General features: G+C 46.3%; 21 protein-coding genes and 1 tRNA gene. 4 read left to right on the forward strand and 18 right to left on the reverse strand.

Annotated elements, in window-relative coordinates; all coding sequences use genetic code 11:
• Positions 1-15: 15 nt before the first annotated feature.
• Positions 16-1,029 (reverse strand): LacI family DNA-binding transcriptional regulator, encoded by a 1,014-nt coding sequence (locus O3C43_02505; protein ID MDA1065355.1) that lies wholly within the window; start codon positions 1,027-1,029, stop codon positions 16-18.
• A gap of 160 nt (positions 1,030-1,189) precedes the next feature.
• Here O3C43_02505 and pyrE point away from each other — a divergent pair, with 160 nt between their 5' ends.
• Complete coding sequence (pyrE, locus tag O3C43_02510) at positions 1,190-1,759, forward strand: orotate phosphoribosyltransferase (protein MDA1065356.1); 570 nt, start codon at positions 1,190-1,192, stop codon at positions 1,757-1,759.
• 6 nt (positions 1,760-1,765) lie between these two features.
• Here the strand turns inward: pyrE and O3C43_02515 are convergent, their stop codons facing one another.
• From O3C43_02515 to O3C43_02565, 11 genes are all read right to left on the reverse strand, one after another.
• Positions 1,766-3,217, reverse strand: coding sequence for a Do family serine endopeptidase (locus O3C43_02515; GenBank protein ID MDA1065357.1), 1,452 nt, complete (start codon positions 3,215-3,217; stop codon positions 1,766-1,768).
• 103 nt (positions 3,218-3,320) lie between these two features.
• Entirely contained in the window at positions 3,321-4,310 is a 990-nt protein-coding gene (locus O3C43_02520; GenBank protein ID MDA1065358.1) for a ribose-phosphate pyrophosphokinase, read from the reverse strand.
• The gene (lpxD, locus tag O3C43_02525; GenBank protein ID MDA1065359.1) at positions 4,307-5,311 is read right to left on the reverse strand and encodes a UDP-3-O-(3-hydroxymyristoyl)glucosamine N-acyltransferase; all 1,005 of its coding nucleotides are present in this window, start codon (positions 5,309-5,311) and stop codon (positions 4,307-4,309) included. Before lpxD ends, O3C43_02520 begins: the two co-directional genes overlap by 4 nt.
• Positions 5,312-5,406: 95 nt before the next feature.
• Positions 5,407-5,997 (reverse strand): OmpH family outer membrane protein, encoded by a 591-nt coding sequence (locus tag O3C43_02530; GenBank protein MDA1065360.1) that lies wholly within the window; start codon positions 5,995-5,997, stop codon positions 5,407-5,409.
• Between the two features lie 28 nt (positions 5,998-6,025).
• On the reverse strand, positions 6,026-8,494 hold the full coding sequence (bamA, locus tag O3C43_02535; protein MDA1065361.1) for an outer membrane protein assembly factor BamA: 2,469 nt from the start codon (positions 8,492-8,494) through the stop codon (positions 6,026-6,028).
• On the reverse strand, positions 8,478-9,944 hold the full coding sequence (gene dnaB, locus O3C43_02540) for a replicative DNA helicase (GenBank protein MDA1065362.1): 1,467 nt from the start codon (positions 9,942-9,944) through the stop codon (positions 8,478-8,480). The genes bamA and dnaB overlap by 17 nt, the downstream gene beginning before the upstream one ends.
• A 29-nt stretch (positions 9,945-9,973) precedes the next feature.
• Positions 9,974-10,441 carry a 50S ribosomal protein L9 gene (gene rplI, locus O3C43_02545; protein MDA1065363.1) on the reverse strand — a complete coding sequence of 156 codons (468 nt, stop codon included), beginning with the start codon at positions 10,439-10,441 and terminating at the stop codon, positions 9,974-9,976.
• Between the two features lie 18 nt (positions 10,442-10,459).
• The gene (gene ssb / locus O3C43_02550) at positions 10,460-10,915 is read right to left on the reverse strand and encodes a single-stranded DNA-binding protein (GenBank protein ID MDA1065364.1); all 456 of its coding nucleotides are present in this window, start codon (positions 10,913-10,915) and stop codon (positions 10,460-10,462) included.
• A 23-nt stretch (positions 10,916-10,938) separates the two neighbouring features.
• Positions 10,939-11,232, reverse strand: coding sequence for a 30S ribosomal protein S6 (locus tag O3C43_02555; GenBank protein MDA1065365.1), 294 nt, complete (start codon positions 11,230-11,232; stop codon positions 10,939-10,941).
• The gene (gene pth, locus O3C43_02560) at positions 11,207-11,812 is read right to left on the reverse strand and encodes an aminoacyl-tRNA hydrolase (protein ID MDA1065366.1); all 606 of its coding nucleotides are present in this window, start codon (positions 11,810-11,812) and stop codon (positions 11,207-11,209) included. Before pth ends, O3C43_02555 begins: the two co-directional genes overlap by 26 nt.
• Before the next feature lie 27 nt (positions 11,813-11,839).
• Complete coding sequence (locus tag O3C43_02565; GenBank protein ID MDA1065367.1) at positions 11,840-12,481, reverse strand: 50S ribosomal protein L25; 642 nt, start codon at positions 12,479-12,481, stop codon at positions 11,840-11,842.
• Between the two features lie 195 nt (positions 12,482-12,676).
• Here O3C43_02565 and O3C43_02570 point away from each other — a divergent pair.
• Positions 12,677-12,751: transfer RNA gene (locus tag O3C43_02570), tRNA-Asn, on the forward strand.
• Between the two features lie 95 nt (positions 12,752-12,846).
• Here the strand turns inward: O3C43_02570 and O3C43_02575 are convergent.
• Positions 12,847-14,004: a Gfo/Idh/MocA family oxidoreductase gene (locus O3C43_02575; protein MDA1065368.1), complete on the reverse strand. Its 1,158-nt coding sequence runs from the start codon at positions 14,002-14,004 to the stop codon at positions 12,847-12,849.
• A 179-nt stretch (positions 14,005-14,183) separates the two neighbouring features.
• Here O3C43_02575 and O3C43_02580 point away from each other — a divergent pair, with 179 nt between their 5' ends.
• Complete coding sequence (locus O3C43_02580) at positions 14,184-15,230, forward strand: Gfo/Idh/MocA family oxidoreductase (protein ID MDA1065369.1); 1,047 nt, start codon at positions 14,184-14,186, stop codon at positions 15,228-15,230.
• A gap of 4 nt (positions 15,231-15,234) precedes the next feature.
• Positions 15,235-16,317, forward strand: a complete 1,083-nt coding sequence (locus O3C43_02585) for a Gfo/Idh/MocA family oxidoreductase (GenBank protein MDA1065370.1) — start codon at positions 15,235-15,237, stop codon at positions 16,315-16,317.
• On the opposite strand, the gene O3C43_02590 is transcribed toward O3C43_02585, so the two are convergent.
• The 5 genes from O3C43_02590 to O3C43_02610 all read right to left on the reverse strand — a co-directional run bounded on the left by O3C43_02590 (position 16,314) and on the right by O3C43_02610 (position 23,019).
• Entirely contained in the window at positions 16,314-18,188 is a 1,875-nt protein-coding gene (locus O3C43_02590) for a GspE/PulE family protein (GenBank protein ID MDA1065371.1), read from the reverse strand. The genes O3C43_02585 and O3C43_02590 overlap by 4 nt on opposite strands.
• A gap of 35 nt (positions 18,189-18,223) precedes the next feature.
• Positions 18,224-18,607: a response regulator transcription factor gene (locus O3C43_02595; protein ID MDA1065372.1), complete on the reverse strand. Its 384-nt coding sequence runs from the start codon at positions 18,605-18,607 to the stop codon at positions 18,224-18,226.
• 199 nt (positions 18,608-18,806) lie between these two features.
• Positions 18,807-20,012 carry an aminotransferase class I/II-fold pyridoxal phosphate-dependent enzyme gene (locus O3C43_02600; protein ID MDA1065373.1) on the reverse strand — a complete coding sequence of 402 codons (1,206 nt, stop codon included), beginning with the start codon at positions 20,010-20,012 and terminating at the stop codon, positions 18,807-18,809.
• 54 nt (positions 20,013-20,066) lie between these two features.
• Positions 20,067-21,323 (reverse strand): type II secretion system F family protein, encoded by a 1,257-nt coding sequence (locus tag O3C43_02605; GenBank protein ID MDA1065374.1) that lies wholly within the window; start codon positions 21,321-21,323, stop codon positions 20,067-20,069.
• Complete coding sequence (locus tag O3C43_02610) at positions 21,316-23,019, reverse strand: GspE/PulE family protein (protein ID MDA1065375.1); 1,704 nt, start codon at positions 23,017-23,019, stop codon at positions 21,316-21,318. Before O3C43_02610 ends, O3C43_02605 begins: the two co-directional genes overlap by 8 nt.
• Between the last annotated feature and the right edge of the window lie 4 nt (positions 23,020-23,023).

Here is a 23,023-nt window from a genome sequence, read left to right on the forward strand (position 1 = left end):
ATACTGCCCAAGCTCTTAACTTGTTTTCCTGATAATAAGTTCAGGGAATATCCAATCGATGGATGTCGCATTTTTGAGCGGCTCGTTGATAGAAGATACCAATCGGGCGACGACTTCCCGGAATAATTTGGGGATTACCTGATCAACCGTTGTCAGTGGGGGATCATACCAGGAAGAGATGTCGAGGTTGTCAAAACCGACAAGCGCCAGCTTCTCAGGAACCTCAATTTTTCGCTCACGTAAATGAGATAACGCTCCTATCGCAAGGCGATCATTCATGGCGATCCAGGCGGTTGCAGGGTCTTTGATGTCCAAAACCGTTTTCGCCAACGAGTAACCATAACCGTAATCCTGAAGGCCGAAACCGGGAGCAGTATAGCTGCTTACCTGAGAGGCGAAATCTCCCTTGAACTTTTCAAGGCCCTTACGGATGCCATCAATTCGTACCTTTCCCAGAACCCGGTCACTCTCAATGCCCAACAGTGCAAATTGCCTGTGTCCCCTATTCCATAGGTGCTCAACGATCCGTTCCATTATTCCTGCGCGATCAAGATGGATAGTGGGAAAGGGAAGCTGATGAATAGGATCTACCAAAACGATGGAAACACCCGTTTGGACGAGACGGTTAATCGTTCGGCTGCTGGCCTTTAACGTGGAGCCAACCAGGATAATTCCGTCGGTTTTTAAAGATAGAAAATGGCGAATGACACTTTCCTCCAATTCAGGATCTCCATCGGTCAGCTCAATCATGCCTTGAAACCCCAAGGATCTCAGTTGCCGCTGTAGAAACGACATCTTCTTGGCAAGAGCAGGCGACTCGAGTTCTTGAAAGCAGACACCGATCAAGCCGGTAGATCCGCCGCGTAAACCTCTTGCCATCGCATTGGGCGAGAATCCAAAACTATTTGCCGCTTCCAGTACTCTTTGACGTGTCTCCTCTTTTACCTCCGGATGACCATTAAGCACACGCGATATTGTCCACCGGGATAATCCCAGATACTCGGCAAGATCTTTGGTGGATGTAATCATGAGTATGAACAACTGGTCAGAACCGTTGAAGAGTTTTTGTAAGCCAATACGTGTGGGATTTTCGGGCAAGTGTTATTTATCAACCGGAAGCAGTACGAATGGCATCCGAATTTTAACTTTTAAATTGGAATACGAATACACATTGAGCAGATTGATTTCCATGAGCGATAATCAAGCAGAGATACTCGAGATCTTCAAAGATTCAGGTGCGTTATTGCACGGTCATTTCATCCTGCGTTCGGGCCTTCGTAGTCGGCACTTTTTCCAATGCGCACGGGTGTGTGAGAATATGGACCATGTGGAAAGGTTGGCGGAACTAATGCTTGAAAAGCTGAAGGGTGTGAAGTTCAGCACCGTCCTCGCACCAGCAATGGGTGGACTTGTCATCGGTCAGGAAGTAGCACGCCAAGCCAAGGTCCGCTTTATTTTCGCGGAAAAGCAGGATGACCGGTTGGTGCTCAGACGTGGATTCAAACTGGCCGCCGGAGAAAAAGTATTGGTGGTTGAGGATGTGATCACCCGTGGTGGCCGAGCACAGGAGGCGATCGATATCGTCCGGAATGAGGGAGGCACAGTTACGGGACTCGCCTTGCTCGCTGATAGAAGTGCGGGAAACGCAACTTTTGACGTGCCGGTAGTTTCTTTGGCGGAGTTTAACTTCCCCACCTTTGATCCTTCTGCCCTTCCTGAAGATCTTGCAGCGATTCCGCCTATCAAACCAGGCAGTTAAGCCCGACTAGTCTTTACGTATAACCAGAAAGTTATTCCGTCCTTCAAAGTAGACGTAGAGAAGATTCTTACCCGGGGTTAAAAATTCGGTTGCTTCATCAATGGTCTCAACCTTCTTACGATTGATGCCCATAATCACCATACCAGGTTTCAAGTCTTCCAGATAATCGGAATTTTTAGACACCTCGCTGATAACAAGGCCTTGAACGGTTTGGCCGATGCGAAATTGCTCACGTAGTGCGTCGCTCATTTCCATAAGAGAAACACCGGGAAGTAATTCAATAGGCTCAGAGTTGTTGTCCACCGCAACCTCGGCATCGCTTAGATTGGCCAACACCACCGGCAGTTGAAGTTTATCTCCATCCCGAATGAGCTCTATCATGATTTCCGCGCCAGGTGTTATTTGCGAAATCTGAAGCCGTAAATCCAAGCGGGAAGTTATTTCATGTCCATTTACCGCGGTGATCACATCGTATAGAAGCAGACCTGCGTCAGCCGCAGGTGTATTAGGATACACTTGTGTAATTACAGCTCCATTTGTGCCGTTCATTCCAAATTGTTCGGCAAGTTCGCTATCAAGATCTCCAATGCTGACCCCAAGATAACCACGACTCACTTCACCCGTCTGGATCAAACTTATCATCACATTCTTCGCCATGTTACTGGGGATGGCAAAACCGATACCAATACTCCCGCCTGATTGTGAAAGGATCGCAGTATTGATGCCAAGGATGCGGCCTTGAGCATCGACCAGCGGTCCACCTGAATTACCAGGATTTATGGAGGCATCGGTCTGAAGAAAATTTTCGTACCCTTCACCTTCGATAAGGCTCAAAGAAGTACGGTTCGTTGCGGAAACGATTCCCTGCGTAACAGTCTGTCCAACCCGAAGGGGATTGCCAACGGCAAACACGATATCGCCAACGCGAGCTTGCTCACTATCGGCCAACGACAGAGTTGGAAGCCCTTCCCCGTCGATTTTAAGAACGGCAACATCCGTCTTACTGTCGGCACCCACAATTACAGCTTCAAACACCCGGCCGTCCTTAAGTCTCACACTGACCGCATCAACATTTTCGATTACATGATTGTTGGTAATGATGTAGCCATCTTTACTGACAATGACACCTGAACCTAGCCCCTCAGACTTCGGTTTTTCATCGGGGGAATCAGATTCACCGAAAAACCGACGAAGGAAGGGATCGTCCTGAAATTGTGGAGGGAGATCATAACGTGCGCCTTGTAAAACTTTGGAGGTAGAAACACTGACAACCGCTGGCGTAACTTTATCGAGTATATCCGCGTAACTTGTCATCAGGTTTTTATTTGATCGATCAAGTGGCGAGTCGTCATAGACGATTTCGGGAAGTACCTTGGCGGTGTCTTTTATGACCGCTTGGGCAAAACCCAAAACGACAACCACCAGGAGAGGGGCAACAAGGAGATGGCGAGTTTTCATGAGTTTAAAACGACAACTGGATACAGCAGAAGTTTCGTGATGTTACAAATTTCCAATACCAGATGGGGTTAAGAAACTTCAATGGGCTGGCCGTTGTTCTTGATTATTCGCTCTCACCTTCAGGCTTGATTCGGAAGAGACTGGAAACACTTTCAAACCTATGCGTTCTCATGATGGCCTTTCCGAACAGGTCGGCAATACTTATAACGGTTACGGGAACTCCGCTATCTCCACCATCCACCGGAGTCGAATTTGTAGTAATCAATTCATCAATGGGCCCACCCTTTAGGCGCTCATGGGCATATTTATTTAATACTCCATGGCTCACGCAGGCACGGACCTTGGTTGCTCCATGTTCACGAACAATTTTAGCGGCGGCGGTGAGCGTTCCCGCTGTCTCTGTCATGTCATCGACAATCAGGACTTCCTTACCTCGAACATCCCCTACCAGACTTTCGGCTTCAACATGAGCTGCATCGATGCGCTTCTTGGCGACAACGCCAAAAGGACAATTCAAAATATTCGCATAGGCTGCGGCCATCTTCATACCACCCACATCGGGTGAAATCACGACTGTGTTCTTGGTATCTGTATGCTTCATCAAATAATCATAGAAAATAGGAGACGCGTACAAGTGGTCGACCGGGATGTCGAAGAATCCCACGATCTGTTGAGCGTGAAGATCCATCGTAAGAATCCGGTCGGCCCCAGCTGAAACAAGGAGGTTCGCAACCAACTTCGAAGTAATAGGCACACGCGGCTGATCTTTTCTATCCTGCCTCGCGTACCCGTAGAAAGGTATTACAGCGGTTATGCGATTTGCCGAGGCTCGGCGAGCTGCGTCGATAAAAATCAGCAGCTCCATCAAATGTTGGTTGGGTGGATAACAAATCGACTGAATTACGAACACATCCCGTCCACGGACATTTTCGTTGATCTTTACAAAACTCTCACCGTTAGGAAACTTGGTTACATCAGCATCCCCCAGAGGAACTCCCAATGATTCACAAATTTCTTTAGCAAGCGGTATGTTTGAATTGCACGTGAATATTTTTAGATTTGTTAGGGAGCTAGAAGCTTCTTGTTCGGTCATGAATTTGATGGAGGTTGGTTTTCGAGTGTGGAGACACGGTGGAAAAGTTCAGGTAATTTAGTACGGAGAACGTTAAATTTTTGGGCCTGATAATAAGGCATCGAAGGACATCCAGACACAAAGGTCTTGGGCGGCAAGTTTTTATACACAGCCGTGCTTCCCCCAATTTGGCAAAAGTCTCCAATTGTGAGATGACCCGATGCACCGGAAGCTCCACCAAAGAGAACAAAATCTCCAATCTTGGTACTGCCGGCTATCCCTACCTGTGCAGCAAAAAAGCACCCTTTGCCTATGGTCACATTGTGAGCAATTTGAACGAGATTATCGATTTTGGTGCCCTCGCCAATCCGGGTTTCATGGAAACGTGCTCTATCGATAGTAGAGTTGGAGCCGATATCCACTCGATCTTCTAACACCACAATTCCAATTTGAGGTGACCTTAAATGCTTCCCATCGACGGTCTCATAACCAAAGCCGTCGGACCCAATAACAGCACCCGAATGAATCATGCAATCCTTCCCGATCTCACAATAATCCGCCAGGACGGCCCGGCTCTTCAGAACGGACGAATCCCCGATCTTAGCAAATCGCCCGACTACGACATGGGATTCAATGACACAAGATTCGCCGATAATTGCGCCTTCTTCCAAGACAGCGAAAGCACCAACGTGAGCACTCTCTGGAACTACAACCGAATTATGGACGCAGGCAGTTGGGTGAATTCCCGAAGTCGGCCTGGGCGATAATTGCCGTTGGATTTGCTCAGCTATTAAATCAATCGCCCTTGAAGGATTGCCATGTAGTAGAAACACCTGCTCTGAACTGGGCTCACCTTCATAGTCTTCAGGAACAATGACGACTGTGGCCTTCGACTTGCTTACCAGTTTGTTGTACTTGCGATTAGCCAAAAAGGAGATGTCTCCGGGGAGCGCATCTTCTAAGGATGCAATCCGATTGATGGCACCGGTGATAGTACCTTTAACCTCCAGAGGTGAGGTCAATTTGATTATTAATTCAAAATTCAGATCAAAGCCAGGCATCGAATAAAAAACCCTGTTTCTAAAAGAAACAGGGTTCAAACTGAAAAGAATAAATTTTAATTTCCTGCAGGTGGAGGTGGTGCGTCAGCGTTCAACACCCCCAATACATCATCGGTTGAATCCCACGCTGGATTAGCAAAAATAACTGAAGGCAAGCCAACATTGATTCCGGTCGAAATATCGAATACTAAATCCGCCTTTCTTTGCTGAGCAATTTCAAGAATAACCGTCTTTATTTCCTCAAGCATAAATTGGCGCTGGGTCGCTTGTTGTTGAGCAAGTTGGTTCTGAGTACTTTTTTGAAATGTCTGAACGTCTTGCTGGAGGCTACGGATTTTCTCCATTTGTAAATTTGCATCATCTTCGGCATCTTTACGGGCACTGTCCGACAAAGCAGGATTCTGCGCCTGCTCCAACATAGTTTGGTAAGCTTTGACCTCAACGTCTCCAGCGGCCATCATCTCATCTAGTTGAGCCTTCGCTGTATCAAACCGGCCTTGTAGCTTATTGGTGGCTTCCTTGGTCTTATAATAGCCTTCATACAGGCGAGATACATCCACAGTAATGATGGAGAGCTCAGCAGAGGCTTGGCCTAAAACCATGGCTTGGGAGACTACCAAAATGAAACTTAAAACGAACTTTTTCATAATATTTAATATCAAAATGAATGCTTAGTTAGAAGCGAGTACCAAAATTAAAGTTAAACTGAGCACCTTCATCGTTGGTGTAGATAGTACCGCCAAATTCATCTTTGATGACGGTAGCATTTAACGGAATCGCGTAATCAAGACGCAACGGGGTCCCCATCACCATGAGTGTTATTCCAACACCGAAGTCATCACTCCACCAATCCATACCAAAATCACCAAAGCCTCGATTGACCAGTCCACCATCATAGAAGGCAGATATACGGACTTGCGGAGAAATGCTGTAAAAATACTCAAGGGTTACAGTAGCTTGGGTTTGTCCGCCCTTCGATTCGAAGGTTGGGCGAGAACGGTAACGAGGATTACCATTTTCGTCCAGGAATGCGCCACCAAATGGATCAACCAACGGTTCGCCTAAGTCGACCGGTCCGACCTTACGAAAGTCATAACCACGAATGGTGTTTGGACCACCAAGGAAAAACTGTTCCGCAAAAGGGAGCCTTTTCGTATCCCCAAACCCGAATCCAACCCCGGCACGCACATCGACAAGAATCCCCTGACCGAGTTCGAAGGTAGGAATCCAACTCGCTGCGAGAAAGTCCACTCTTCCAAAACTTTGTGTTCCGCCTAATGGACCTCCAGCAACCGTATTGATTAATTGAAGTCGCGTACCTTTATTCGTAAAAAGAATCTTGTCGCGTGTGTCTCTTGAAAGGCCAAGTGAGACTTGAGATACCTGACTGTTCACTCGATTACGAGCAAGATCCAGTTCGTTCTCACCGAAGTAGCCTTGAAAACCAAACGGTATTTGGTTGAAGAAATCCAAGGTAACATCTTCCAAACGGTAGGATAGGCGGCCTTCGATCAGTTCGAACAAATGTTTTCTAAAAAACACTTCAAATCCGGCCCTTGTTTCCTGGTAAAGGGTGCTCAGGAAATCCGACTCCTGATTAAATATCTGAAACCCGAATGCGAGTTGGTAAAAGTAGTTATCCAGAAAATAAGGCTCTTCAAAATAGATACTCATTTGAGAGGATCTTGAACCTGCTTCCAAACGGATTCTTAGCTTTTGACCATCGCCCTGGAAAAAAGAACGGTAGTTAAAGATGTCAAAATTACCCTGGGTTATTTCAATAAATCCAACCGCACGTTGAATTGACGAATATCCGGCTCCAAACGTGAAGTTGCCCGTCCGGCCTTCTTCAACGGTTACTTTGAGATTACGACGCTGCGGGATGTTTGTTTGCTCATCAGTAGCTTCTACTTTTTCAAACCACTGTGTATTTTCCAATCGTTGCTGGGCGATTTTCATGCGCACCAAGTCAAAGGGCATGCCAGGAGCGAGTGTCAGTTCACGAAGAATAACCACACTTTTGGTTTTTGTGTTTCCTTCAATATTGATAGACTCAACCCGGAACCGTTCACCTTCGGTGATACCAAATTTCAGATCAATTGCGCCGGTCTCCAGATTCGGAATTCGTTGGACATCAACGCGGCTATCCAGGTAACCAATAGACCCATAAAAATCGGTAAATGCCTCGCGCGCCTTATCGACTTCTTCAGGTGAAAACACATCATCTTTTCTGAGCTCGATTCCAGCAACAAGCAACTCGGATGGGAAAAGCTCGTTACCTGATACAGAAATGTCTCCGAGTAGGTACTGCCGACCTTCATTAATGGGAATTTTGATTTCCAGCTTACCCTTCCGGCTGTAATCATACTGAATCTGATCTTCATAGATCTCCACGTCGAGATAACCTTCTTCCCGGTAATAGTCTTTCACCTTAATAAGATCTTCTTCAAACTGAACTTCATCCAGCTTCCCGGATCCGGTCAACCAGGAGATCCAATTCCATGGCCGAGTCTTCATCTGCTTTACCAAACGCCGGTTCTTTTCCAGCAAATTCCCCTGAAAAGTTATCTTACTAACTTTGACTTTGGGGCCTTCGTCTATGGTAAAAGTGACTTCACCAAACCCCGTTTCGGGGTCACGATCAATCGAGTAGTCTACTCTTACCTGAGTGTAACCTTTTTTTTGGTAATACTCGAAAAGTTTTTGAGAGTCATCTTTTACCTGGCGCTCATTGAGGGCAGCATTTGCGCGGGTAGATACTTCCTTTTGCAGGCGCCTTTCCTTTATCTTATAATTGCCATCGAAGTAAATTGCGAGCACACGATATTTGGATTTTACACGGAAAATTAAATCCAATTTCCCATCGGCGATCTGCGTTCTTTTAACATCGATGTATTCAAACAACCCAGTGCTATACAAAGCGCGGAGTGAATCATCGACAATAGCCTCGCTATAAACCATGCCGGAACGGACCTGCATATTAGCGCGCAAAACTTCAACGTTTACGTTTTGTACGCCGATGAATTCGATTTCCAGTTTACCAATGATGGCACCTTCAGCTATTTGTTGGGCCGACAAAAAAGAAGGTCCCCAAAGCGTTAGTGCCAGCAAAAGCGGCAGAGTCTTTCTAATAACCAGACTCATGATCGGTTTGCGGCGAATAATTCTCAAAGCGTGTATATTCCTTGCGAAAGGTTAATTTCAGTTCTCCTACTGGTCCATTACGCTGCTTGGCAACGATTAAATCGGCCACATTCTGGATTGTCTGGTACTCGTCATCCGAGTCTTTAGGTTTAGAAAGGAGCATGACAACATCAGCGTCTTGTTCAATGGATCCGGATTCACGTAGATCAGATAACCTTGGCTTACGTTTTTCCTTCTCCATATCACGGTTCAACTGACTCAAGACAAGGACCGGAACTTCAAGTTCCTTGGCCAATCCTTTAATACCGCGGGAGATTTCGGAGATCTGTTGTTCCCGTCCGACTGCCGAATTAGTGCCTGCCAGCAGTTGTAAATAATCCACAACAATTAAGCCAACGGGTTTCCCATATTTGTTATGAATTCTCGAAGCAATTCGCCGCGCTTTGGCCCGCAACTCCATGATGGTCAAGTTGCTCGAATCATCGATGACGATTGGCGCCTTTTTCAATTCGATAGCAGACGAAGCAAGGAGTTGTTTCTCCTCAGCCGAACAAAATCCATCTTGAAGACGGCTCATTGAAACACGCGCACGTGCACAGAGAAGACGCATGCCGAGATCCTGGTGACCCATCTCTAAACTGAATATGATGGTAGGAGCACCATCGCCTTTTTTGGGCAGGGCTACAAATTCAGCAATATTCATAGCCAAACTGGTTTTACCCATGGATGGACGAGCTGCCAATACAACCATGTTATTTTTCTGCAGTCCCAATGTCAGCCCATCTAAATCTTTAAGGCCGGTAGAAACACCCCTCATCGAACCTTTGCCTTCGAGAAAGGAATGTACCATGGCAACAGCCGCATCAATGGTCTGGCTGATTTCACGGGAAGTATCCTCGGATTTGTCCATTCCGATCTCGAATATCTCCGTTTCAACATCCTGAAGAAACTCCTCCAAATTTTCCTGTTCTTCAAAACACCGCTCAACCGTATGGGTCGAACTACGAATCAATCGGCGTAACAAGTATTTCGTGCGAACGATATCGAGGAAATAACTGGCGTGGGCCGTTGTTTCGATACGGTCCATAATCTGATTGATCCCAGACATACCACCAACGATTTCCAGTTGATTTTTATTGGAGAGTTCCTCAGCCAAAAGGATCTCATCTACTACTGTTTTTTTCTCATAGAGAGAAACAACGGCCTCAAAAATAATTTGATGAGTCGCCACGTAAAAGGATTCAGGAACAATTTTTCTTTCAAGACACAGAGGCAGAATTTCTCCGCTATCCAATATACAAGAGGCTAATAATCCTTGTTCCGCATCCACATTATGCGGCATGGTACGACCAACAAGTCCGCCGCTGGAATCTGCGGTGCTACCAGACTTGGTAGCACGACTAGCACCTGAGCTACCCTTAGCCTGAGTTGGACGAGAAGACGTGGACATAAGATGAGCAATTTGGGCGAGATTTGCCCCTATTTCTCATCCTCGTGAAGCGGCACCACTTCGAATTCGAAATCGAATACTACTTCGCTATGAAGCTTAATTTCAGTCGAATGCTTGCCTAGTGTCTTAATGGGACTTGGTAGCATGATCTTTTTACGATCCACCTCGACGCCTTCTTTGATAATATAGTCGTAAAGCTCCTGAGCAGTAACGGCACCGAACATCTTTCCATCTTCACCTGCTCGCACTTGAACAGCAATATGGATCTCTTCGAGTTTCGCTTTCAACTCTTCAGCGATCACCACTTCTTTTTGCTCCCGTGCTGCTTTGGCCACTTTTAGAGCCTCAATTTGCTTTCGGTTTGCCGCCGTTAACGGAACCGCCAACTTTTGTGGAACCAGATAGTTGCGGGCATACCCCACCTTTACTTTTGCTTCGTCTCCTTCGGCTCCGAGGCCGTCGACGGGTTTAATTAATAAAACAGATGCTGTTGCCATGATTACTTAAATTTAGGTTTAAAAAGGTACGTCGTCTTCTTCGATATCATCGACTGGTGCTTTAGGGGCACTACTCCGGGGAGGTGGGCTATCACGCTCTACGTGGGACGATTCATCCGAACTTCCCGAGCCTTCGCTATCACCGCGTCCACCCGTAAATTGAAAATTTTCCAATACCACACCGAGCTTGCTCCGTTTGTCGCCCTGTGGAGTTTCCCAACTGTCGAGTTTCAAACGGCCTTCCACCAGAATAGAGCGGCCCTTGGACATATACTTGGAAATAGTCTCAGCCTGACGGCCAAAAGCATCGATATCGACATAGGTGACCTCTTCTTTCTTTTCACCATCCTTGGTTTGGAAAACCCGGTTGGTAGCCAAAGAAAGTTTGCAAATACTCAGTCCGCTTGCAGTTACCCGCAATTCTGGATCACGAGTGAGATTGCCCATGAGTATTACTTTATTGAATGATGACATTTAATTGGAAGTTTGAGTGAAGGTCAGGATTGAACAATGATCCTATAAACAACTTTATCCAAGCGGAATTTACTCTGAACGTCGCTGGCGAAAGTTTCGGGAGCTTCGAGTCGAAGTTCGAAGTAGTGTCCTGCGGTAAATCTACGATCGGTCACTCTTACAAATTCCCTACGACCTTGATCAATTTCTCTAATAATAGTCGCACCCAACGTTTCGAGTGTAGCTTTTACATCCTCAAACAACTCTTGAGCTGTTTTTACTTGGTCACGAGTGTCGAGAATTATGGATGTTTTATATTTCTGTTTTGTCAGCGTCATGCTTGGTTTTTCTTTGATTGAATTGATTCATGGCAATACTGGCTCCTCGATTGAGAAGCAGGTCCATGGCTTTATGATAATGTTCTATCTGTTGTTTGATTACGTCTGCCTCAACGGTTGTAAATGTTCCTAACACAAAATCTGCCAGGTCAATTTCAGGAGGATATTTCGTTCCTATGCCGATTCGGAAGCGGATGAAGTCTTCACCCAATTTGCGAATCACATCTTCAACCCCGTTATGACCACCAGCGCTACCGGTCTGATTAACCTTTAGCCTACCTAGTTCCAGATTAATATCGTCGTAAAGAACAACAACTGAGGATGGTGGTACCTTGAAGTAGTTAGCTACTTTATTAAGAGCATCGCCACTAAGGTTCATGAAAGTCTGTGGCTTGACAAAATAACAGGTGCGAGCGCCTCTTTTTAATACGAAGAGATCACAGAGCAACTTGCTTTCGTGTTTCCACGTGCCAGCTTTAGCTTCTACATAAGTGTCCAAGACTTGGAATCCTACATTGTGGCGGGTTTCCAAATAGGATTTCCCCGGGTTGCCTAGACCGGCAAAAACGGAGACAGACATTTTCAAAGAACAGGGTTAAATAAATACTTAGGCGTTTTCTTCTTCACCTGGAGCTTCCTCTGAATCCTCTGCTTCAGGGTCCATTGGCTCTTCTACCGGTTCAACAACTTCTTCAACACGTGCACCGGAAACACTTACAATCACCGTATCTTCATGAAGGTGATAAGTTACACCTTCAATCTTGGGTAAATCGGCAACATGCAAAGCATCACCCGCTTTTAGGGCGGAAACATCCACCTCTATAAAATCAGGGATATTGCTTGGAATAGCCGTCACTTCAATTTCATGTAGATGAACTTCCAGATTACCGCCTTCGTTTTTCACTCCGTCAGGTTCACCGACGACGTGTAAAGCAGCATGAGCTGTCATCTCTTCCCCCCGGGTCACTTCCAGGAAGTCAACGTTGAAGAAAAAATCTTTAATCGGATGAGCCTGAATCTCCTGAATCAAAGCCAGGACCTCCTTCTTACCCTCGGTCAGCGTAACCAGAGGAGTCCTTCCGATCAACGACTTACGAAGTTTCTCAAACTCTTTACTATCAAAGGAAACCGCACGGGATTCGCCCTTGCTATATATAACACCCGGAATCTTTCCGGAGCTACGTAGGCGGCGATTTGAACCGCGGCCTACTTCCTTGCGTGGGTCTACTGAAATGTTTAGATCTGACATGATATATTAAATAGCTTGATACGGTCCTTTTCACAGACCGGGACTAAGGAAAAAACGAGTGAGAGTACCTGTTGACTTTTAGAAATCAACTAAAAGATCTAAAAACTTCTACCTGCCGAAAAAAGTGAAAATACCGCAAATGCTAGGGTTGACATTTATAATCAAAAAACAACTGTTTCCCGTTCTTTCTTTTGCTGCCCGGTAGCTCAGTGGTAGAGCAGGTGACTGTTAATCACTTGGTCGCTGGTTCGAATCCAGCCCGGGCAGCCATTTTTTATGTACGCGTAGCGTGCATGAAAGGGCTGGGGAGCCGGGGCTTGGCGGTTCCAGGAAGGCAGGCAGAGTCGTGGAGCTGTTCACCTCCTCTACTTTTGAAAAGAGGCATTCATATTCGTCTCAATCTTGGCTTCCAACACTTTCTTAACATGGGTCGACTCTGAAATCAGCTTGTTGAGGACGGCTTCGTATTCGGCGCTGTTGAGTGGCAGCGAAACGGGTTGCCCCTTGAGGCCAGAGTAAAGAATCGCATTGGCGAGCTCGACAGAGTGAATGCCGTCTTCCGCGGCGGAGAATAATGCCTCTTCACCACGAATAGCATCCGCGAAGTTTTTGAAAACGGCCATATGCTGGTCCCCGGAAGCTCCAACCGGGATTTCAACGTTCCAGGAAGCAGGTTTTGCGAAGCCCTGGTCGGATTCTTTTGAGAATGCAGACGATTCCACTTCGTTTCTGGTCCATCGGATCGTGCCACCTTCCAGCAATACAAGTCCTCGCTCAGAGGCAATTTCCAGTCGATTTACACCTGGCGATTCGCCGGTTGTTGAAATAAACACTCCGGTAGTCCCATTCTCATAGCGCATAAGTGCCGTAACCGCATCTTCAACCTCAATGTCATGGAATCGCCCAAGGTCGCATTGAGAATAGATTTCCACAGGCATACCAAATAACCATTGCCACAAATCCAATTGGTGTGGGCATTGGTTAAGTAATACCCCTCCCCCTTCACCTTTCCATGTAGCGCGCCAGGCGCCGGATCCATAGTAAGCCTCGGTGCGGAACCAGTCAGTAACCGTCCATTGAATGCGGTTAATTTTCCCCAGTTCTCCATTATCGATCAGGCTTTTTAGCTTTAAGTAACGAGGATCCGTTCGCTGATTAAACATACCACCAAATACCTGATCCTTGTTTGTATGAGCAGCAATGAGTCTCTCACAATCGGCCTTGTGAACGGAAATGGGCTTATCGACGAGCACGTGCAATCCCGCTTCCAATGCTGCAATGCCCAGTGTGGTGTGAAAAAAGTGCGGAGTTGCGATATGGACGGCATCCACGACGCCGGAATTGAGCAGTTCATCCGTATCCGTAAATTGAGCGACGCCTTCGAATGCGGCGATCCGCCCTTGGTCCATGTCACAGACAGCGCTCAGGCACATGCCGGGAACTTTCCCATCCAGTATAGCCCGAGCATAAAAATTACCCATGTTCCCTAATCCAATAATTCCAATTCTAACGTCGTTCTTCATAATAATAATTCGTCGAGCTTCTATAGGCACAAATTGAAATTGCCAATCTCAGTTTTGCTACTTCCGCGCTTGAATTGATCAGGAGGAAGCTTTCAACTCAATAATTAAGCGCATGGGTTAAAGCGGAAAATTTCCGAATGTGAGATAACTTGAATTCCGGTGCCACCGTAGCAGAAATTATGAAATTTGGTATATTTGGAGGAAGCATGATCGCGCGATTTCATGCGCAAGCTATCACTGCAATGCAGCATTCTACTCTGGAGGCCATCTATGCGAGACGAGAATCCACCGCCGAAGCGCTCGCCAAAGAATTCGGCTGCAAGGCCTACTCAAATGAAGATGATTTTTTCAACGATAGTGAAATCGACATCATCACCATCGCAACCCCGTCAGGCGCACATTTGGAGCCTGCATTAAAAGCCGCCGCAGCCGGGAAACATATCATTTGTGAAAAACCTCTCGAAGTTTCTACAGAACGGACAGACAGGATGATTGAAGCTGCGGACAAAGCCGGCGTCACTTTATCGGGTATATTTAACCGTAGATTCAACCCGGCGTTGAAGGCTTTCAAAGCAGCTGTTGACCAACATCGGTTTGGCAACATCGCTTTGGCAGGTGCGTCAGTGCGTTGGTATCGATCTCCAGAATATTACAATTCCAGCGAATGGAAGGGAACCTGGAAGTGGGACGGTGGAGGCGCATTGAGAAACCAATCCATCCATGCGATTGATCAACTGCTCTATTTGATGGGGCCCGTAAAATCCGTGGCAGCTTTCATGACGAGGGCAACGCACAAAGACATCGAAGTGGAAGACACGGCCGTAGCCATTCTAGAGTTTGAAAAGGGTGCACGGGGAATCATCGAAGGCTCGACTGCATGCTGGTCGAAATCAGGAAATCCTGCCAGAATCTACATCAATGGAGATCAAGGTTCGGTAATTATGGCAGACGATGGTTTTCGCCAATGGGAATTCAGAGAGTCTTTGAATGAAGACAGCCACATTCTGGAAAACCTTATGATCGAGCCCTACAGCAAAGGATTGGGAGCGAATGACCCTTCAGCCATAAACCCCGAAGGACACATGCTCAACTTTGAGGACGTCGTATCTGCCATCCAAAACGGGAAATGCCCATCTGTGGATGGACGTGAGGCAAGAAAAGCGATTGAACTTATTTCAGCGATTTACAAAAGCGCTAATCAAAACGGACAACCAGTAACCTTATAAGATTATGAGTCAAAAAGCCGATGGCATGAGCTACAACCCTGAGGGGCAATCCAAAGTGGTAGTAGAACCTGGAGCATTTCCATACGCAGCAGCTTACCTGGATCACATGCACATCATTGGAATGACCAGTGCTTTGCAGCAGGCGGGAGGAGAATTGCGTTATATCTATGATACAGATCCGAAGCGGGCAGCGGAGTTTCATGAAAAGTTTCCAGAAGCCAAACTTGTAGACGATTTTCAGATCATTTTGGATGACCCGGCGATCAAGCTTGTAGCCGCCGCCGCAATTCCTGATCAGCGCTGCAGCATCGGCCTTCAAGTCATGGATGCGGGCAAAGACTATTTTACCGACAAATGCCCATTTACTTCCCTCGATCAACTCGCGCAGGCCCGAGCGAAAGTAAAGGAAACCGGCAAGAAATACATGGTGTATTTTAGTGAGCGCCTGCATAACGCACCCACTTTCGCAGCTGGTGAATTGGTTCGCGAAGGCGCTATCGGGAAACTCCTCCAAGTCATCGTTACAGCACCCCATCGCCTAAGTAAGGGAAATCGCCCTGATTGGTTTTTTGATAAGGCGCGTTACGGTGGAATATTAACGGACATCGGAAGCCACCAGTTTGAGCAATTCCTGCATTACGGGGAAACCACTCAAGCGAAGATCAATTATTCGCGAGTTGAGAATTTCAACAATCCGGATAAGCCAGGACTCGATGATTTTGGCGAAACATCACTGACCTTGAGCAATGGAGTTTCCTGTTACTGCCGTATAGATTGGTTCACACCTGATGCTGCACGCGCTTGGGGCGATGGTCGCCTTTTTGCCTTAGGTACAGAAGGCTATATTGAAGTCAGGAAGTATTTGGACGTTGGCAGGCCAAACAATCCCCCCAGCCTATTCCTGGTGAATAACAAAGAAGAGAGAGAAATCACCTTCGAAGGAGCCCAGCATTTCCCATTTTTTGGGGACCTCATTCTTGATTGTTTAAACCGAACTGAAAACGCAATGACACAAGAGCATGCATTCATGTCGGCGGAACTATCGTTAAAAGCCCAGGAGCTGGGAGAAAGTAACCGAAGCAATTAAGAACGGAACTCTTGTGGCGTAATCCTTTCAACTTCGTCGATAGAAGTTAATCCCAGTAATGCTTTCTTTAGCGCATCAAAGCGAAGCGTACGATATCCGATTTTATAAGCGGCCACAGCTAGTTCTTCCGCACTGGCTCTATTCGAAATAAGTGCCCGAATCTCATCGGTGACGGTGACCAATTCGTGAATAGCAACACGACCTTTGTAAGCCTGGGGAGTCCCCGTTACATTAGGGGTCGGCCGGTATAGCAACAAATCCTTGGCAAACTCCGGATTTTCAAAAATTCCAGACAACAATTCTTCAGAAGGTATGTATGCTTCCTTATTTGCGTCATCCAATCTCGCACAAAGTCTTTGGGCAAGAACGGCAGTAATTGAAGGCGCAACCATGTAGGGCTCAATCCCGATTTCTACCAAACGAGTTACCGCCTGAACCGCATTATTTGTATGCAGAGTGGCGAAAACCAAGTGTCCGGTTAATGCGGCTTCGGTCGCAATCTTCGCAGTCTCCAAGTCTCGAATCTCACCAACAAGAATAATATCCGGATCCTGACGCAGTAACGATCTAAGTAAATCCGGGAAACCAAGAGCAATAGAGTGATTTACCTGAGACTGAGTTAGCCCATCCAGGGAAATTTCTATAGGATCTTCAATAGTGGAGATATTCACCTCCGGAGAATTCAATTCCTGTAGCGAAGCATAAAGCGTGGTCGTCTTTCCACTCCCGGTAGGTCCGGTAACAAATACGATCCCATTGGGGCTACGAATCAGACGTCTCCAAGGTTTTAATACAATGCCAGAAACCAACATATCATCCAGGGTCATTGCACCTTTTTGGCCAGTTGATCCAAGAATCCGAATAACGATCTTGGACCCATAACTAGCCGGAATAAAAGACACCCGGAACTCCGCTTTCACCATTCCCAGAGGCATTTCGAAACGGCCATCTTGAGGAAACCGTTTTTCAGAAATATCAAGTTTACAAAGAATCTTGATACGGGAAGCCATTGCCGGGTGAATGGATTTATTAAAACTTAGTATCTCACGCAGGCGTCCATCAATCCGGAAGCGCACACGGCATTTAGTTTCCATCGGTTCTATATGGATATCGGAAGCTCCTTCTTTGATTCCGAAGTGCATAATCGAATCCACAATATTGGCCAACATTTCGGATTCCGCCAGATGCCCAATTTCCAGTTCATCCAGGTCTTCCAAGACTCCTTTGTTTTGCTCCTGAAAACGCTTTATAATAGTGCTGACATCCTCCTCGGACGCATAATGAATTTCAATCGCGTCTTTGATCTCAGAAGGAAACGCAAAAATCGGGCTGATGTTGTGCCCACTAATAAATTTCAGGCGACGGTTTAACTCTTCATTTCGGGGATTCGAAGTTGAAATAGTTAGAACATTATTTAAAAGATATAAGGGCAAGACACCTGCCTTTCGGGCAATTTCCTCTGGAATCAAACTGAGGGCATCATCTGTTATGACCGATTGAATAGGATCCAGGTAAGCAACGCCGATTTTGTTTGCCCAGAGTTCACCCGCCTGCCGTTTGCCAATGAGTCCTTTTAAAACGGCATCCTCAACTCCTCTTAAAGAATCCGCGTCCAAATATTCTTTGATGATTATTCGGTGCTCTTCCGGTATGGCCGGATCAACAATATTGATAAGCTCCTCAAACGGTTTCTTTTCTTTGGTCTGAATCGCTCTCTTTTTGAGTTTATTTTTGAACAGTTGTTCAATCTCAAGACGATCGATTCGTTCTTTACCTATAACATTATTCTCGCGTTCGTATTCCGCATTTTTGCGCAATTCTTTGAGGTTATATAAAACTGGTTTAGGTGCGCCTATTAGTTCAGTTGCCATGAGTGATAGCTTTTAAAGATGAATGAGGCGGAGGATTAGTCTTCGAAAACACGCTCAAACACTTCGGCAAGCGCTGATTGCATTTCTGTTATGGGAGTGTCCTTGCGGATGAAATAGGTAGCACCGGCTTTCAGACTGGTATCGACCGCATTTCGCGTGCTAAGGGAAGTTAACATGATTACGATGGCTGCAGGATCTGCTTTTAGAATCCGCTCCATTGCATCCAAGCCATTCATTTCAGGCATATTGATGTCCATCATGACGACATCCGTTGGTTCACGACCGTATTCACTACAGGCTTCCAAACCATTCTTAGCTTCGCGGATGATGGGAATACCCATCATCTCAAACACCTTTCGGAACATTAAACGAATATGAGATTCGTCTTCTACTAAAAGCACGGATTCAGGTAATTTCATGATACTCAAATTTAATAGACATTAACAAATTCTCAACAGACTCGAAAGTTACTATAGAGAATTGGGAAATAAGATGGTCTTCGTTCTAGACAACCAACGAAACCTGTCCCATCAATTCCAGTCTCAATCTGATTTTATCATTAAATTCACAGAAGCTTCCCTACCTGAAAAGGAATCCCGATTGGGCTGTGAATGGGGCCTACTTCAGCGCTTTTGAAGCATAAGTGATTGCTTCCTCTATTCGCTGCATGTCTTCCTCCGAGAAACTCGCGGACATAGCGGTCCGGACAAGTTCCTTACCAGGGGGAACTCCGGGAGGAATGATGATATTGGCATAGACCCCTTTTTCCATGAGTCGTTGAGAAAAGAAATAAGCGCCCTCCTTATTCCCTGCCACGATTGGAACGGCAGGCGTTTTACTTTCCCAATAGTCTAAACCAAGTCCCTTGAGAAATGCATGGTACCGATGAGTATTGGCCCATAGTCTTTTGAAAAACCCGGGGTCTTCACGGTGAATCTCCAAGGCTTTGCCAGCCATGGCAGCTTGTGTAGGGTTTATTGCCGCAGAAAAAATAGTCTGTTTGGAATAGGTGCGCAAATAGTCAATCACTGCTTTGTCACCTGCGACAAATCCACCAGTACTGGCCAGCGATTTTGAAAAACTACCACTGATAACATCAACCGAGTCTTGAACTCCAAAGTGCTCCGCAGCTCCCTGGCCATGCGTTCCAAGAACTCCAAACCCATGAGCATCGTCCAAAACAATAAAACAATCATGACGTTGGGCAATCTCAACAAATTCGTCCACCGGAGCTATGTGGCCCTCCATGGAATACACGCCTTCAAATACCAGCATTTTTTTCCGCCCTTCAGGCACAAAAGATATCTCTTCTTCAAGACTTGCCGGGCAGTTATGCCTGAACTTCTCGATGGTCGCATGAGACAGGCGTAACCCGTCCCAGAGACTCGAGTGTACGTGTCGATCCACCAGCACCACGTCACCTTTACTCACAAAACAGGATACTGAAGCTACGCAGGAAAGGTAGCCGGCTGAATGCACATGGCAGGCTTCTTTACCTAAAAAATCTGCAATCTGTTCCTCAAGTTCTTTGTGGTAGTATCGACTTCCATTCGCAAATCGAGATCCGGTCGGGCTGGTTCCCCAAGTTTCCAATGCATTTCGTGCGGCTTCTTTTACTCGCGGATCAAAACCGAGCCCCAGGTAATCGTTGCTGGACAACATCAGGTATTGCTTCCCCTTTAACCAAACCTTGTTGCCTTCCTGTTTTTCAAAAGGTTGATACCACAAATCATGCTGCACGCGGAGCTTCGTCAGCTCATCAGAAAGAATACGTTGCTGAATCGAGCTTACAAAAGGAGTCTTCTTTTTTAGATTGGGCAGCATTAAGCTTTCTCACATTGATAAAATACCCAGACCATTCAAGGTAAGTTTTAAAAACTAGTGACTGAGGCTCTGGCTAACCCCAAATATCGCAGAAACAATCCCGAATGCGATCAAAGCCACAAACATGAAGGCAAACAGTAGGGCACCTAAGGAAATCACCCCAGTTAGCGTGTTTAATATCTGCTCCAGTCTTTTCTGAAACATCTTGGTAACTTCATAAAAGCTAGGGACAAGGTTACCGGTGTTCTCACCAACTGAAATTAAATCGAGCATGATTTCAGGCATGATGTCCATGTTTTCCAGGGCCTTGGTTACAGCGGTACCTTCGGACACCTTTTGCCTGACCACTTTGAACTCCTGCGAAATGTAATTGTTTCCAATCGTTCGTCCGGTGAGTTTAAACGCTTCGACAGTGGTCACTCCATTTTCCAAAAGAAGCCCCAGGGTCTGGGTAATCTGAGTTGTCTCAGCATAAATGATCATATTCCCAAGCAATGGAATCCTAAGCAGGAAACGATCAATAACCAGTCCGCCCTTCTCCGTTTTGTGCCAACGCCATAAACTTGTGATTATCAAGAATCCGCCAACCGCGATAAAGGGACCGGCATACAGAAAGAAATCGGCAAGACCTAACAACCATCTTGTAGCAATGGGTAACTGACCACCAAGAGAATCAAAAAGCGCCTGCATCCTCGGCATCAGCACGAAGAGAAAAAAGATCACAACTCCAACCGCGGCGAAAAGAAGAATACACGGATAAATCAAAGAACCTATCACCTTGTTCCTCAATTCTCGACGATTTTCCATATATTCAATCAGACGTGCGAGAACTTCATGCAGGTTGCCCGTCATTTCTCCAGCACCGATCAGATTGATAGTGGATCCATCAAATACATTACCCATGTCAGACAAGGAATCGGAAAACGATTTCCCCTCCTGCACATTGCGCAGCAACTTTTTGGTGATGGTAGCCTGCGCCGGATCTTTGATGCGCTTGTTAAGAATCCGAAGGGCTTCGGCTATTGGTAAACCGCTTTTGTGAAGCTCATAAAAGTTCTTCAGAAACGGAAGTCCATGCCTTCGGCTAATTTTTACGGCTTTTAACGGCTTGTCTTCGATGACTTTGCTCGCCTTTGATTTCTGTTGGATGGACTGCGGCTTGCTCGAAGAAGCATTGCCGGAGCTTACTTGAATAGGAGTCAGTCCTCGAGCGCGGATTTTGCGAATCGCATCCTTCCGATCAGTCGCCTGTAAACTACTACTAACCGTCTGACCGCCTGTATCCTTTGCGGAAAATGAAAACTCAGCCATCTGCAGGAAGCGTTACAGAATCATTCATGGATGACTCCATTTCAATTACGCGAAATATTTCCTCCAGAGAAGTCGTGCCGGCTTTTACAAGATTCCATCCGGACTCTTCCAGGGGGCGCATACCATGAAGCAGCGCCTTTTTACGCACATCCCGGGAAGAAGCCCGCTCAACAATTAAATCATGCAAATTATCATCGACCCGTAAGATTTCATAGATACCCACCCGTCCGGAATAACCGGTTTTACGACATTGGCTGCAACCAACAGGACGTTTCAGAGAGGTAACCCCAGCTCCCTTTGCCATATCAAGGCGAAGATTGCGGAGGGTTGTTCTTAATTCATCGAACGGAAACGGATAGCTTTCAGCACAATGAATGCACAGACGACGAACCAGGCGTTGAGCAATCACCATTTCAATGGCCGAGGCAATCAGGAAAGGTTCAATACCCATATCAATAAGCCGAGTCAGTGCACCCGGAGCATCGTTTGTATGAAGGGTGCTGAAAACAAGGTGGCCAGTAAGGGAAGCCTGAATTCCAATCTCAGCCGTTTCTGCATCGCGCATTTCCCCGACCATGATGATATCAGGATCTTGCCGAAGCACATGACGCAACGCTTGTGCAAATCCAAATTCAATTTCGTTATTAACCTGGATTTGGTTCACACCTTTAACTTCATACTCAACCGGATCTTCGATGGTTATGACCCGTTTGTCGGAAGAATTTACCTCACGGATAAACGCATTGAGAGACGTGGATTTTCCGGCACCAGTAGGCCCAGTCACAAGGACGATACCATGTGGCAATGCCAACACTTCATCGATCATCGCACGATCCTCTTCGGGAAGCCCGAGTTGAACAAAAGTAGGAGGCTTGGATTTTTTGTTAAGCAATCGAAGGCTCACGCTTTCTCCATACAAAGTGGGAACCGTCGATAAACGAATATCCAACTCATTATCCGTAGACTTGTAATTGATCCGGCCGTCCTGTGGGCGTCTTCGTTCAGAAATATTTATTTTTGCCATGATCTTCATACGGGAGATCACGGCATCCTGGTAATGCCTTAGGCTATCGGGGACCGGAATGGAGATAAGTCCGCCATCAACGCGATAGCGAATTCTCAATTCTTCTGCTTGAGGCTCAATGTGTATATCCGTGGCTTTGTCTTCAACGGCCTGGTGGATGATCTCATTCACGAAACGAATAATCGCTGCATCCTGATCTTCTTCTTCCCCGTCAACGGCCACTTCCAGGTGGTCTTCCTCTTCGTCTTGAAAACTCTCAGACCCAACTCCAAAAAATTCGGTTACAAACCTATTTACTAATTCCGCACTTACCAGTTTCCACGAGACCGATTGACCGGTTGTAGCAAATACCCAGTCATCCATCAGACCGTCGGGCGGCCAAACCGTACCAAGAACAAGATCTCCCGTTTCGGTGGTTAAAGGCAGACAGTGATAAGCGTGAATGAAACGAGAAGGCATCTCCCTTACGCGCTCAGGATCAAATACTGGATTCGGATCGATCTCAATCTGCGCAGCTTCCGACACCTTTTGCATCACTTCGTCGGTTGATTTTCCCGTGAAATCTACAAGAAGCTTGATACGTTCCTTTGGGTGCGACTCTCTAAACTCAAATTGTTCTTCTGGAGGAAGCGTATCCAGAAAAGGGATTTTCTCAAATGTTGCTGAAACCATAACT

The organism is Verrucomicrobiota bacterium, from assembly GCA_027622555.1.
In the GTDB taxonomy this organism is placed as follows: Bacteria; Verrucomicrobiota; Verrucomicrobiia; order Opitutales; family UBA2995; genus UBA2995.